The sequence below is a fragment of the Streptomyces sp. JLBG701 genome, assembly GCF_058544905.1.
On sequence record NZ_CM178588.1, the window covers coordinates 1,008,913 to 1,021,498 of the forward strand.

Annotated in this window: 13 protein-coding genes; 6 read left to right on the forward strand and 7 right to left on the reverse strand. The window is 70.1% G+C overall.

Annotation, left to right across the window (positions count from 1 at the left end; all coding sequences use genetic code 11):
• The first annotated feature begins 34 nt into the window (after positions 1-34).
• On the forward strand, positions 35-868 hold the full coding sequence (locus AC5DRG_RS04645) for an alpha/beta hydrolase (protein WP_491808251.1): 834 nt from the start codon (positions 35-37) through the stop codon (positions 866-868).
• A gap of 10 nt (positions 869-878) precedes the next feature.
• Here the strand turns inward: AC5DRG_RS04645 and AC5DRG_RS04650 are convergent, their stop codons facing one another.
• Together AC5DRG_RS04650 and AC5DRG_RS04655 are read right to left on the reverse strand one after the other, a co-directional pair.
• Entirely contained in the window at positions 879-1,604 is a 726-nt protein-coding gene (locus AC5DRG_RS04650; protein ID WP_491808252.1) for a class I SAM-dependent methyltransferase, read from the reverse strand.
• 5 nt (positions 1,605-1,609) lie between these two features.
• Positions 1,610-2,173: a PadR family transcriptional regulator gene (locus AC5DRG_RS04655; protein ID WP_491808253.1), complete on the reverse strand. Its 564-nt coding sequence runs from the start codon at positions 2,171-2,173 to the stop codon at positions 1,610-1,612.
• A gap of 70 nt (positions 2,174-2,243) precedes the next feature.
• On the opposite strand from AC5DRG_RS04655, the gene AC5DRG_RS04660 reads away from it, so the two are divergent.
• Positions 2,244-2,642, forward strand: a complete 399-nt coding sequence (locus tag AC5DRG_RS04660; RefSeq protein WP_491808254.1) for a nuclear transport factor 2 family protein — start codon at positions 2,244-2,246, stop codon at positions 2,640-2,642.
• Between the two features lie 21 nt (positions 2,643-2,663).
• Here AC5DRG_RS04660 and AC5DRG_RS04665 read toward each other — a convergent pair whose 3' ends face one another.
• From AC5DRG_RS04665 to AC5DRG_RS04685, 5 genes are all read right to left on the reverse strand, one after another.
• Positions 2,664-4,571: a hypothetical protein gene (locus AC5DRG_RS04665; RefSeq protein ID WP_491808256.1), complete on the reverse strand. Its 1,908-nt coding sequence runs from the start codon at positions 4,569-4,571 to the stop codon at positions 2,664-2,666.
• Between the two features lie 304 nt (positions 4,572-4,875).
• Positions 4,876-5,646, reverse strand: a complete 771-nt coding sequence (locus AC5DRG_RS04670; protein ID WP_491808257.1) for an SDR family NAD(P)-dependent oxidoreductase — start codon at positions 5,644-5,646, stop codon at positions 4,876-4,878.
• Entirely contained in the window at positions 5,643-6,944 is a 1,302-nt protein-coding gene (gene hisD / locus AC5DRG_RS04675; protein WP_491808259.1) for a histidinol dehydrogenase, read from the reverse strand. The genes AC5DRG_RS04670 and hisD overlap by 4 nt, the downstream gene beginning before the upstream one ends.
• A gap of 28 nt (positions 6,945-6,972) precedes the next feature.
• On the reverse strand, positions 6,973-7,908 hold the full coding sequence (locus tag AC5DRG_RS04680) for a VOC family protein (RefSeq protein ID WP_491808260.1): 936 nt from the start codon (positions 7,906-7,908) through the stop codon (positions 6,973-6,975).
• Positions 7,905-8,876: a fumarylacetoacetate hydrolase family protein gene (locus AC5DRG_RS04685; RefSeq protein ID WP_491808261.1), complete on the reverse strand. Its 972-nt coding sequence runs from the start codon at positions 8,874-8,876 to the stop codon at positions 7,905-7,907. Before AC5DRG_RS04685 ends, AC5DRG_RS04680 begins: the two co-directional genes overlap by 4 nt.
• Positions 8,877-9,123: 247 nt before the next feature.
• Here AC5DRG_RS04685 and AC5DRG_RS04690 point away from each other — a divergent pair, with 247 nt between their 5' ends.
• Genes AC5DRG_RS04690 through AC5DRG_RS04705 form a run of 4 tightly spaced genes read left to right on the forward strand, consistent with a single transcriptional unit; the run spans position 9,124 to position 12,581 of the window.
• Entirely contained in the window at positions 9,124-9,435 is a 312-nt protein-coding gene (locus AC5DRG_RS04690) for an antibiotic biosynthesis monooxygenase family protein (protein WP_491808263.1), read from the forward strand.
• 40 nt (positions 9,436-9,475) lie between these two features.
• Positions 9,476-10,600, forward strand: coding sequence for an FAD-dependent monooxygenase (locus AC5DRG_RS04695; RefSeq protein WP_491808265.1), 1,125 nt, complete (start codon positions 9,476-9,478; stop codon positions 10,598-10,600).
• Positions 10,597-11,613: an amidohydrolase family protein gene (locus AC5DRG_RS04700; protein WP_491808266.1), complete on the forward strand. Its 1,017-nt coding sequence runs from the start codon at positions 10,597-10,599 to the stop codon at positions 11,611-11,613. The genes AC5DRG_RS04695 and AC5DRG_RS04700 overlap by 4 nt, the downstream gene beginning before the upstream one ends.
• Positions 11,610-12,581: a cyclase family protein gene (locus tag AC5DRG_RS04705; RefSeq protein WP_491808267.1), complete on the forward strand. Its 972-nt coding sequence runs from the start codon at positions 11,610-11,612 to the stop codon at positions 12,579-12,581. Before AC5DRG_RS04700 ends, AC5DRG_RS04705 begins: the two co-directional genes overlap by 4 nt.
• The last annotated feature ends 5 nt before the right edge of the window (positions 12,582-12,586 follow it).

The window sequence follows — 12,586 nt, forward strand, 5'->3', positions numbered from 1 at the left end:
GGATCTGCGCACCGAAGACACATAACGTCGACGTATGACCACCCATGACGCACAGCAGATCGAGCGGGCGAACGCCACCGATCGCACTCCGGTCGTCTTCGTCCACGGACTATGGCTCCTCCCCAGCAGCTGGGACCGCTGGGCGGCCCACTTCGAGCAGGCCGGATTCGCGCCGGTCTCCCTGTCCTGGCCCGATGACCCGGAGACGGTCAAGGAGGCCAACGAGCACCCGGAAGTCCTGGCCGGCAAGACGGTCGGGCAGGTCGCCGACCATCTCGCGGGGCTGATCGGCGGGCTGACGCGCAAGCCGGTGATCGTCGGTCACTCGTTCGGCGGGCTGCTCACGCAGATCCTCGCCGGGCGCGGGCTGTCCCTCGCGTCCGTCGCGATCGACCCCGCGCCGTTTAGGGGCGTCCTGCCGCTGCCCATCTCGTCGCTGCGCTCCGCGGCGCCGGTCCTCAGCAACCCGGCCAACCGCAGTCGTGCCGTCCCGCTCACCTTCGACCAGTTCCGCTACGGCTTCGCCAACGCGGTCAGCGAGGAGGAGGCCAAGGAGCTGTACGAGACGTTCGCGGTGCCCGCGCCGGGCGCGCCGCTGTTCCAGGCGGCCACGGCGAACCTCAACCCGTGGACCGAGGTGAAGGTCGACACGGAGAACCCGGACCGCGGCCCGCTGCTGATCATCTCGGGCGAGAAGGACCACACGGTGCCGTGGGCGATCGCCAACGCCTCGTTCAAGAGGCAGCAGCACAACCCGGGGATCACCGAGATCACCGAGATCAAGGACCGCGGCCATGCGCTGACCATCGACCACGGCTGGCAGGAGGTCGCGGACACCGCGCTGTCGTTCGTACGGCGCTTCGTCTGATCCCTGTGTCCTACGGGAGCCGGCGCGCCACGACCATGCGCACACGCGGGCTGCCGTCGCGTCGGCGACCGAACTCGGGCAGGGCGTGGAGATCGACCGCGAACCCGGTCCGCTCCAGCTCCCGCCGGACGTCCGTCAGCCGGAAGGCCCTGTAATACATGACGAACGGCGGCCGCCAGACGGCGTTGCGCACCCTCATCACGGCATCGAAGCCGAGCAGCATCCAGTAGCCGCGCGAGCTCGGCCGGGGCGGGGCGACGACGGGGAACGCGAAGCAGCCGTCCGGACGCAGCACGGAGTGGACCTGGGTGAACAGTCCCGGCAGTTCACGAGGCAGGAAGTGACCGAACGCCCCGAAGCTCACCACGAGGTCGAAGGCCGGGCCGAACGGCAGCGCGCGGGCATCGCCGCGCACCCAGGCGATACGCGGCCCCCGGGACCGGACACGCTCCCGGGCGACGGACAGCATGCCCGCACTGAAGTCGATTCCGGTGACGCTGCGCCGGCAGACCCGGGCCAGCACGCCGACTCCCGCGCCGGTGCCGCAGCACAGGTCGAGTCCGTCGTCGAAGGGGCCGATCCGCCGCAGTGCCGAGGCGACGGCTCGGAGCACCGAGTCCGGTGTCCGGAAGGGGGTGTGGTCGAACTTCGGCGCGAGCAGGTCGTAGCCGCGCTCGACGGAGGAGAGTGCCTGGACGGTGAGTTCACGCAGGCTTGGACCTTCGGGGCTGAACATCCGCGTCAGCCTAGGGCAACCCGCTGCTTCAGGATCGCGAGAACGCGATCGCACCAGCGCAGGTTCTCCTCCTCGAAGGTGATCCCCGCCATCAGCGTAAGATACGGCCCGATGCGGTCGGCGTCACGGAGGTACTCCTCCTCGGTCCGGCCCGCGAGGAGCCGCTCGCGCAGCCTCTCGTAGCGGTCGAGCTTGCCCCGCGCCCACGATCCGCGCTCCTCGACCAGCTCGCGGATCGCCGCGGGGTCCGTACCGTCCATGGCCTGGATCTTGATCAGGAACTCGTCGCGGATCGCGGTGGGGCGCCTGGGCGGCTCGGCGGCGAAGGCGTTCAGGTCGTGCCGGCCGGCCTCGGTGAGCGTGAACATCCGTTTGTTGGGCCTGCGTTCCTGCTGTACCACCCGTGCCTGGATCAGCCCGTCCTGCGCGAGGCGCTCCAGCTCGCGATAGAGCTGCTGCGGGGTCGCGGGCCAGAAGTTCGCCAGCGACACATCGAACACCTTGGACAGCTCGTAGCCCGAGGCCTCCCCTTCCAGGAGGGCCGCGAGGACCGCGTACTTGAGAGACACATGGACACGCTAACAGCGGTTGATTAGTCTCATCCACACCTACTCAAATAATTGACTATGAGGTGAGCCGATGCGTGCGTTCCGCGAGGCGGTCGAGGCACAGGACATGGACGCCGTCGAGGCGCTGCTGGCCGAGGACGTGGTCTTCAGCAGTCCGGTCGTGTTCAAGCCGTACCCCGGGAAAGCGATCACGGCGGCGATCCTGCACGGGGTCGCGCGGGTCTTCGAGGACTTCCGGTATCTGCGGGAGATCGGCGACGCGGACGGCCCCGACCACGCGCTGGTGTTCACCGCGCGGGTCGGGGACCGGGAGCTGACCGGCTGCGACTTCATCCATGTCAACGAGGAGGGCCTGATCGACGACCTGATGGTCATGGTCCGTCCGCTGTCGGGGGCGCAGGCCCTCCAGGCGGCCATGGGGGCGCAGTTCGACCGGATCGCGAAGGAGGCGGAGGCGCGGCTCGCGTGAGCGTCGCGCCTCCGCCGTCGGTCACGCGACGGTCAGCGTGATCGCGCCGGTGTAGGTCTGGCCGGGCGTGACGGTCGTCGCCGTGCCGTCGACCGTCATGGTCACCGACTTGCCGCGCGGCGCCTTGACGGCCGCGTCCGAGGCAAGGGTGAGGCTCGTCAGGTACGAGGTGCCGGTGACCGTCCACGTGGAGCCGCTGTTCAGCTGGACGATCGCGCCGTTGTTGACGGCGGCCTGCACGGTGTTGGTCACGATGCCCAGATCGTAGAAGTTGGACGCGTCGATGGTGGACACGCCGTGCTTGGCCGTGGTCGCCGAGATGACGCCCTCGACGGTGGCGTCCTCGAAGGTGAGGACCATGTTCTTGCCCTTGCGCATGCCGTTGTAGAAGTCGCCCTTGAGGGCGATGGAGGTGAAGGTGGCGGCCCCGTCGGCGGTGTGGACGGCGGTGACGTCGAAGGTGGAGTCCTTCGTCGGGTCGCCGGTGGGCTCGGTGTAGACGCCGGTGTTCAGCATCTTGCCGTCGACCATCACCGGGCCCGGGTCGTCCAGCTCGATCATCTGGAGGATGATCCCGTCGCGCGGGTTGAGCCGGGTGCCGCCCGTGCCGTCGACGGAGATCGTGGTCTGCTGGCCCTTGTTGAGGAAGGTCGCCCGCTCCGAGTTGATGACGGTGCCGCCGTCGAGGGTGAGCGTGCCGGTGCCGAAGAACATGTAGCCGAAGTGACCGGAGTTCACGACAGTCCTGCGAGCCGGTAGGGCGGCCAACTCTGCGCTGCTCAGGCCGAGTTCGAGTTCGGTGTTGAGCGCGGCCACGGCATCCCGGGTGCTGGCGCCGTAGTGCACGACGGCGGCCGGACCCGCGATGATGGTCGCGTAGCTGCCCACGTCGAACTGCGACCCGAGGACGCGGACGGTCGCGTCGCCGATGGCGTAGGTGCCGTAGCCGTACTCCCCGGTGTTCCCGATGTGGCTGTTGACCGTCGTCAGCTTGAGGCCGCTGCCGCCCTCGACCGACAGCGCACCCCAAGTCTCCGAGAAGACCGTGGAGTTGAGGTAGGTGGCCTTGCTGCCCTTGCCGATGAGGTTGGTGGCGCGGACGTTACCGTCGAGGCCGAGCATCCAGGGCACCGACTCCATGTACGGGGTCTCGACGGTGGCCTGGTAGTCGGAGGGCAGAACTCCGTTGCGGGTGCGGACCGTCGAGTTCTTGACGACGACGTTCGCGCCGTCGTTGGAGATGACTCCGGTGCGTACTACGCCCTTGGTCGAGATCCGCGCGCCGTCCAGGACCAGCGTCGTCGCCGAGCCGTCGCCGACGACCGCGGCGCCGTAGCCGGCGAAGTCGCAACGGCCGTTGCCGGTGAGGGAGATGACGGGGCTCAGGAGCGAGTAGGCGCTGTCCTGCACGAAGACGCCGTCGAAGCACTCGCCGGTGGAGGTGATCGAGACGTTCTTGGCGAAGGCGTCGGTGACCTTGCCGCCCTGTACGGCGGTGAGGACGGACTTCTCCCGGACGACACCGTCGGCGTCGACGTACAGGGCCTGCCGGAAGGGGAACGTGAGCGTCTCGTACGTCACTTCGTTGGCCTCGGCCACGGTGAGGACCACGTCACCCCGATAGGTACCGGCCTGGACGAGGGTCGCGGTGCCGCCGGTTTCAGTCAGCAGTTGGCCCGTCTCGACGCCGTCCACGGTCAGGGAGAGACTGTAGCCGTCGGGCGCGGCGATCGTGCCGCCCTCGGCGATCGACAGCACGCTCACCCGCGTCGTCTCGGAGATCTCATACGTCTCACCGGCGCCGACGGAGATCTTCGTGCCCGTGGCCTGTGTGGTCCCTCTCGCCGGTGCGGCGGTCGCGACGGCTGCCGGCAGCAGCACGGCTCCGGCCGTGGCGGAACCGGCGATCAGGATGGAGCGTCGGGTCATCAGCGTCATTGCATGCCTTCCCAGGGGTGGAGTGCGCCGTCGCGCAGTGTGACCGGCCGTCCGTCGGACACGGGTCTACGACGGCTGTGCGGAGGCACCTGAGGTGCGCACGACGGAGTGAATCAGCCCCGCACAACAGGGAATAGGCACCTCACACACGCATACGGGAGTCCGATGCCTCGGATCACGCCGCCCGTTTCATGGCGCTCACACAGAGTGGCCATAGGCGTCGTCGCCGGGCATGCACGACGGCGAGGCGGGCGGCTGTCGAGCCGCCCGCCTCGCCGTTCGCCGTACGGGGTTGCTACGCCGGGGCGATCATCCCCGCCGACAGATCGATGTCCGCGCCGCACAGGCCGGGCATCGCGAGCATGGCCACGAGGGCCTGGGCGACCTCGTCCTCCTCGACGAGCCGGCCCAGTGCGGCCCGGGATGCGAAGTCGTGTTCGGCCTCCTCCACGGTGCAGCCGGTCAGTTCGGCGGTGAGACGGAAGTTGCGGTCCATGCGCGGTCCCCGAACCGGCCCCGGGGAAAGGGAGTTGACCGCGACACCCCGCGGGCCGACCTCTCCTGCCAGCGTCCGCGTCAGACCGAGCAGCGCCATCTTGGAGGCGGTGTACGGGGTGCGGTTGAGCAGCGGACGCTTCCCGCTCACCGAGGCGACGTTGACGACGTCTCCGCGGCCGACCTCGATCATCGGCGGCAGGAAGGCCCGGCACACCAGGTAGACGCCGCGGACGTTGGCGGCGAACACGTCGTCCCACTCGTCCGGTTCGATGTCGACGAGGGGCTTCACGGGGCCCGCGACGCCGGCGTTGTTGACGAGCAACGAAAGGTCCTCGTCGGCGAGTTCGGCGGCCAGCGAGCGCACCGACTCCGGGTCGGAGACGTCACAGACGGCGATACGGGCCTGTCCGCCCTCCTTGCCGACGCGGGCCGCCGCGTCCGCGAGGGCCTGCTCGTTGCGGCCGACCAGGATCACCCGGGCCCCGGCGCCCGCCAGGGCGAGCGCGAAGGCTCGCCCCAGCGGTCCGCCCCCGCCCGTGATCAGCGCCGTACGCCCGCGCAGCGTCATGCGGTGTTCCACGGCAGCTCGTCGCCCGCCGCCTTCGCGGCCCGTACGTCACCGGAACGCGCGTGTCCCTCGAACAGCTCGACGCGCGAGGCGCGCCCGCACAGCCGGCCGAGCAGGGCCTGCGAGTCGGTGTCGGTGACCTCCTGGTAGGTGACCGTCTTGAGGTACTTCCCCACCCACAGGCCGCCGGTGTAGCGCGCGGCACCACGTGTGGGCAGCACATGGTTGGTGCCGATGACCTTGTCGCCGAACGACACACAGGTGCCCTCGCCGAGGAACAGGGCGCCGTACTGGGTCATCTTGTCCAGGGCCAGTCGGGGCTCGGCCGTCAGCACCTCGACATGTTCGAAGGCGAACTCGTCGGCGAGGGAGTACAGCTCCTCGAGGGAGTCGACGACGTGGACCTGGCCGTGGTCGCGCCAGGCGGGCCCGGCGAAGTCCCGGGTGGGCATGCCGGGCAGGATCCGCTCGACCTCGGCGATGGTCTTCTCGGCGACCTCGTGGGAGGTGGTGATGAGGACGGCCGGGGAGTCGGGGCCGTGCTCGGCCTGGGAGAGCAGGTCGACGGCGCAGACGAAGGGGTCGGCGTCGTCGTCGGCGAGGACGAGGATCTCGGTCGGCCCGGCGAACAGGTCGATGCCGATCTCCCCGAAGAGCTGCCGTTTGGCCTCCGCGACATACGCGTTGCCGGGCCCGGCGATCAGGTTGACCGGCTCCATGGTGTCGGTGCCCACGGCCATCGCGGCGACAGCCTGCACCCCGCCGAGGAGCCAGATCTCGTCGGCCCCGGCCAGGTGCATCGCGGCAACGGTGGCGGCCGGGATCTCACCACGGATCGGGGGCGTGCAGGCGACGACCCTCGGCACGCCCGCGACCTTGGCGGTCACGATGGTCATGTGGGCCGAGGCGGTGAGCGGGTAACGGCCGCCCGGGATGTAGGCACCGGCCGCCTGCACGGGGATGTGCTTCTGCCCGAGCCTCACCCCCGGCAGGGTCTCCACCTCGAACTCGCCCATCGAATCCAGCTGACGGCGGGCGAAGTTCCGTACCTGGTCCTGGACGAACCGGATGTCGTCGATGACCTGCCGCGGCACCGACGCGACGATCCGCTCGACCTCCTCCGCGGAGAGCCGGAAGGAGTCGGGGCTCCAGTTGTCGAACTTCTCGGAGTACTCGCGCACGGCGGCGTCGCCGCGCTCGCGGATGTCCGCGATGACGTCGGTGACGGTGGCGCGCACCTGGTCGAGGGAGGCGGTGACCTCGGCCTTGGGTACGGCGTGCTTCAGGGTCGTTGCCACAACTGCGGCCTTTCTACAGGTAGTTGGATCACACCGGAGGAGCGACGAACAGCACGTCGGGGTCGTTGAACTGCTCCTTGGCGACCGACTCGCTCATCGGGTCGGCCGTTCCCCACTGGTCCTGGGTGATCGGGTCGTCCACGTCGTGGCGGCCGGGATGCCACAGGTCCTCTTCGAGGACGGCGAGTTCGGTGGTGTACTCCACGGTGTTGCCGTGCGGGTCGTGGAAGTACGAGAAGGTGTTGTCGCCGGCCAGGTGGCGGCCCGGACCCCAGGTGAGCCGGGTCCCGGCACGCAGCGCACGCCCCGTGCCCCGCATGTACTCCTCGACGCCGCGCATCTCGAACGAGGCGTGGTGCAGGGACACATGGGGCCCTCGGGCGATGGCGAAGGAGTGGTGCAGGGGGCTGCACCGCAGGAAGTACATGAGGTCGCCCATGTGCGTGGAGTACAGGGTGTCGGTGAGCCGGAAGCCGAGGTGCTCGACGTAGAAGTCCCGCAGGCCCTCCGGGTCCTGGGAGTTGACCACGCAGTGGGAGAGCCGGACGGGGATCGCCTCGCGCTCCTCGATCTTTCGGTGCGTCCGGGTCTCGACGTCCGCGGAGACCTCGACGACCCGCCCGTCCGGGTCGAAGAAGCGGAAGCCGTAGCCTCCGCCCGGGGTGTCCAACGCCCCGGGTTCACTGACCAGTTGCACTCCGGCTCGGCCGAGCCGCCCATGCAGCTCGTCCACGGCGGCCGGTGACACGGCCCCGAAGGCGACCAGGTCCATCCGCTTCCGCTCGTCCTCGCGGATCCGGACGATGTACTGCTCGGGGCTGCCCTCGGCGGCGAAGAAGGCGATACCGCTGTCGTTCGCGACCTCCGTCAGGCCCCAGGTGGTGCCGTAGAAGGCGCGCTGCTTGGCGAAGTCCGGTACGGCCAGGTCGACATGGCGCAGATGGGTGATGGGCTGGAAGCTCATACGTGGCTCCTGACGGTGTTGCGCTGGTGCCCCAGGCCCGTGATCTCCGACTCCACGACGTCCCCCGGCTTGAGGAAGACGCCCCAGTGCGCGCCGTTGCCGGCCGGGGAGCCGGTGAGCAGCAGGTCGCCGGGGCGCAGCGTGGTGGTCGTGGAGACGTACGCGATGAGCCTCGGGATGTCGAAGATCATGTCCTTGGTGGACTCGTCCTGCCGGACAACTCCGTTGTGGCGCAAGGTGATTCGCAGATCGGAGGGGTCACCGGCAAAGGCGGCCGGCACCAGGAAGGGTCCGGTCGGCAGGAAGGTGTCGGCGTTCTTGGCGGTGAACCAGTCGGTGCCGATGGCCTTCAGATCGGGCCGGTAGAGGCGGTCCCGGGTGGTGAGGTCGTTGCAGATGGTGTACGCGGCGACGTACGACATCGCGTCCTCTTCGGGGATGTTCTTGCCCGACCTGCCGATGACGAGGGCGAGTTCGAGTTCCCAGTCGTGCTGCTCGCCGAGCGCGGGGAGCACGATGTCGTCGTAGGGGCCGCAGATCGCGCGCGGGGTGCCGAGGAAGACGTACGGGACGCCGCTGCGGATCCGCTCGTCCATCATCTTCTCGGCGTCGGCGCGGGCCTCCTCGGGGGTCGCTCCGTGCACGCTCTCCCGCTCGGCGGCGACCAGATCGACCACGTGCTTGCGGTAGTTGGCGCCGCTCTGCAGCACCTGGCCCGGCTCGATGGGCGTCAGGACACGCAGGGCGGCCAGGTCGAACCAGGTGCCGTCGGCGGAGACGACGAGTTCGGCGAGGCGGGGCAGCCAGTCGTCCCAGTCCTCGACGAGCGCGCGCACGGACGGCACGAGCTCGGACAGGTCGCGCACCCGCGCCCCGGTGACCAGGCCGGGGAAACTGCCGGCCGCGTCCTGTCTGGCGAAGGTGCCGAGCGCGAACGGTCCGGCATGGGTGGGCAGTGGATCGGGCACGGGCGCTCTCCTCGTACGGCTGCGGGCTTGCCCTCGACGCTAGGCAGCCGGGGCACGCGGCGGAAATGGCCGTTCGCGATGCCTGCCATCAGCGGGCCGATGGGCGCGCCGTATCGATATGCGGCTCCGCCGCGCGGGGGGCTCCATCACCGTGCGGGATGCATGACGTCCCCCTTGTCGATGCCTCGATCCGTTGACCCTGCATCCACCGCCCGAGCAGGCTCGGAGCACCCCACCAACCGAGGAGATGAACGTGGTCGTCGAGCACGCCGAGTTGACCGTCGAAGCCGGCCGGGAAACGGAGTTCCAGGAGGCCTTCGGCAAGGGCCGCGAGGTGCTCGCCGAGGCCGACGGCTTCCGCTGGGCCGAGCTGCTGCGCTGCGCGGAGCGGCCCCAGGTGTTCCTGCTGCTGGTCGGCTGGGAGTCGGTCGAAGCGCACACGGTCGGTTTCCGCGAGTCGGAGCGCTTCCAGCGGTGGCGGGCCCTGGTCGGCCCGTTCTTCGCCGCCGCACCGGCCGTCGAGCATTACCACGAGCTCGGCGCGCGCTTCGCCGGCTGACGGCTGCCCCCACTCCTCTTCTACGTTCGCAAGGATCACCATGCCCGTACAAAAGGTGCTCGTCGTCGGCGGCGGCATCACCGGAAGCGTGCTGTGCCTCGCGCTCGCCCAGCGCGGCGCCGAGGTGGAGCTCGTCGAGATCTCGCCCCAGTGGTTCGGTGTGGGCCACGGCATCACCATCCAGGGCAACGCGCTGAAGGCGTTGCGCTCGGTGGGCGTGCTGGACCGGGCGCTGGCCCGGGCGGTGCCGTTCGACATCATGCGGCTGCGCCGGGCCGACGGGGAGCTGATCACCGAGCTGGCCACTCCGCACACCGGCGGCGCGGACCTGCCGTCCACGGCGGGCGCGCTGCGCTCGGACCTCCAGAACGCCCTGTGCGACGCCGTGTACGCGCACGGGGTGCGGGTCCGCCTCGGCCTGAGCGTCGACCGCCTCGACCAGTCCCCCGACCACGTCGACGTGACCTTCACCGACGGCTCCACCGGCCGCTACGACCTCGTGGTGGGCGCCGACGGCATCAACTCCCGCTTCCGCTCCCTCATCGGCATCGACACCCGGCCCCGCCCGGTCGGCATGTCGATCTTCCGGGTCGTCGCCGACCGCCCCGCCGAGATGGACTGCGCCGAGGTGTACTACGGCGGCCCCCGCTTCAAGGCCGGCTACAGCCCGATCTCGCCGGACCAGTGCTACGCCTACCTCCTCGACGAGAACCTGGACTCCTCCCTGATCGGCCCCAGAGCCCCGCTGTCGCTGCTGCGCGAGCGCGGTGCCGGATACGGCGGCACCTGGGGCAAGATCCTCGCCTCGCTGCCCGAGGACACGGCGGTCGACTACCGCTGGATCGAGGCGATCCTCGTCGACGAGCCCTGGCACCGCGGCCGTACGACGATCATCGGCGACGCGGCACACGCGTGCCCCCCACTGATCGCCCAGGGCGCCGCGATGTGCGTGGAGGACGCGGTGCTGCTGGCGGAGCTGGTCACCGGGGACGAGCCGCTGGAGAAGGCCCTCGACCACTTCATGGCCCGGCGGTTGCCGCGGGTGCGGATGGTTCTGGAGAACTCGCTCCAGCTGGCCGAGTGGGAGATCCACCCGGGCACGCCCGGCGCCGACCCCGCGCGGATCATGTCCGAGACGTTGGACTCCCTGACGGCGGCCGCATGAGCACGCACCCGGAAGCTCCCACCGTGGACTTCCACGGCCATCTCGCCGTCCCCGCCGCCGACGCCCTGGTCGCGGGCACGCCCGGCCTCGCCGCCGAGCTGGCGGCCGAACAGAGCGCCCACTCCCCCGCATCCCTGGCCGTCAACCGGGCCCAACTCCAGCGCCTGGCACCGAAGTTGACGGGAATGACGGCCCGCCTCGCCGACCTGGACGCGATGGGCGTCGACATCCAGGTGGTCGGCCCAATGCCGATGCACCACTACTGGGCGGACCCGGATCTCGCACTGCGCCTCGCCCGTACCGTCAACGAGGCGGTGGCCGCGCACTGCGCCGAGGCGCCCGAGCGGCTGTACGGCCTCGGCACGGTCCCGCTCCAGCACCCGGATCTCGCCGTCGCCCTCCTGGACAAGGCGGTCACCGAGTACGGCCTGTACGGGATCAGCGTGTCCACGACCGTCGACGGCCGGGAGCTGGCCGATCCGGCGCACGACGCCGTGTGGCAGAAGGCGGAGGAACTGGGCGCGGTCGTCTTCGTGCACCCGTGGGGCTGCTCGCTGGGCGAGCGGCTTGCGACCCACTACCTGGGCAACACGGTCGGCCAGCCGGTCGAGACGACGATCGCGCTGTCGCACCTGATCTTCACCGGCGTCCTGGACCGCTTCCCGCGCCTGAAGCTGGTGGCCGCGCACGGCGGCGGCTACCTGCCCACCTACGTCGGCCGCTCCGACCACGCCTGGCACGCCCGCGAGGACGCACGCGGCTGCGCCGAGCCGCCCAGCGCGTATCTGCGGCGGATGTGGTTCGACGCCCTCGTCTACACCCCGCGCGCCCTGCGCCACCTGGTCGAGGAGGTGGGCGCCGACCGGGTCGTCCTCGGCACGGACTACCCCTTCGACATGGGCGTCGACGACCCCGTCACCCGCCTGGACGCAGCCGGGCTCGCCCCGGCCGACCGGGCCGCCGTCGCCGGGGGCAACGCCCTGGACCTGCTGCTGAAAGGACGTACCCGATGACGACCGTGGGGCCCATCGAGGAAGAACTCGCCAAGGCCCGTTCCGCGTACCGCAATTGGGGACGCTGGGGCGAGGACGACGTGCTCGGCACGCTCAACCACATCGACGACGCGATACGGGCGCACGCGGTCGGTCTGGTCCGGCGCGGGCGGGCCTTCTCCCTCGCGCAGGAGTTCAACGAGGACGGTCCGCAGCGCGGTTTCCGCGGCCGGATCAACCCCGTCCACTACATGAAGGACACCGGCTCGGACGCGGCCGCCGAGACACAGGGTTTCCCGCACGGCTTCGGCGGAGCCGACGACCACATCGTGATGCCGTTGCAGGCCTCCACCCAGTGGGACGGCCTGGGCCACATCTACGACAACAAGCAGGCCTGGAACGGCCGTCCGTGCACCATCGTCAACGGCAACGGCGACTCGGTCACCGGCATCGAGCACATGAAGGAGGCCTTCACGGGCCGCGGTGTTCTCCTCGACGTGGGCCGGGCGGTCGGCGACGAACACGGTGAACTCCCCGACGGCTTCCCCATCCTGGAGGAGCACCTGCGGGCCACGATCGAGGCACAGGGCGCCACGTCGAGCGTCCGGCGCGGCGACCTCGTACTCGTCCGCACCGGCCAACTCGGCCGCGTACGACGGCTTGGCGAGTGGGGCGGTTACGCCGCCGGCGACGCCCCCGGCCTCTCCTTCACCACCCTCGGCTGGCTCCACCGCACGGAGATCGCGGCGATCGCCTCCGACACCTGGGGACTTGAGGTGCGCCCCTACGAGTTCGCCGAGCCGGCGATGTCCCCGCTGCACCAGATCGCGATCCCCAACATGGGCCTCCCGCTGGGCGAGATGTGGGACCTGGAGACGCTGGCCGAGGACTGCGCTGCCGACGGCGTCTACGAGTTCCTGCTGGTCGCCGCCCCGTTGCCGGTGACCGGCGCGGTGGGCGCCCCCGTCAACCCGATCGCGATCAAGTGAGTACG

Bases quoted from the DNA above. Each gene is read 5' to 3' on its own strand.
- AC5DRG_RS04645 (WP_491808251.1), top strand. From the start codon at position 35: ATGACCACCCATGACGCACAGCAGATCGAGCGGGCGAACGCCACCGAT.
- AC5DRG_RS04650 (WP_491808252.1), bottom strand. From the start codon at position 1,604: ATGTTCAGCCCCGAAGGTCCAAGCCTGCGTGAACTCACCGTCCAGGCA.
- AC5DRG_RS04660 (WP_491808254.1), top strand. From the start codon at position 2,244: ATGCGTGCGTTCCGCGAGGCGGTCGAGGCACAGGACATGGACGCCGTC.
- AC5DRG_RS04665 (WP_491808256.1), bottom strand. From the start codon at position 4,571: ATGACCCGACGCTCCATCCTGATCGCCGGTTCCGCCACGGCCGGAGCC.
- AC5DRG_RS04670 (WP_491808257.1), bottom strand. From the start codon at position 5,646: ATGACGCTGCGCGGGCGTACGGCGCTGATCACGGGCGGGGGCGGACCG.
- AC5DRG_RS04680 (WP_491808260.1), bottom strand. From the start codon at position 7,908: ATGAGCTTCCAGCCCATCACCCATCTGCGCCATGTCGACCTGGCCGTA.
- AC5DRG_RS04690 (WP_491808263.1), top strand. From the start codon at position 9,124: ATGAACGTGGTCGTCGAGCACGCCGAGTTGACCGTCGAAGCCGGCCGG.
- AC5DRG_RS04695 (WP_491808265.1), top strand. From the start codon at position 9,476: ATGCCCGTACAAAAGGTGCTCGTCGTCGGCGGCGGCATCACCGGAAGC.
- AC5DRG_RS04700 (WP_491808266.1), top strand. From the start codon at position 10,597: ATGAGCACGCACCCGGAAGCTCCCACCGTGGACTTCCACGGCCATCTC.
- AC5DRG_RS04705 (WP_491808267.1), top strand. From the start codon at position 11,610: ATGACGACCGTGGGGCCCATCGAGGAAGAACTCGCCAAGGCCCGTTCC.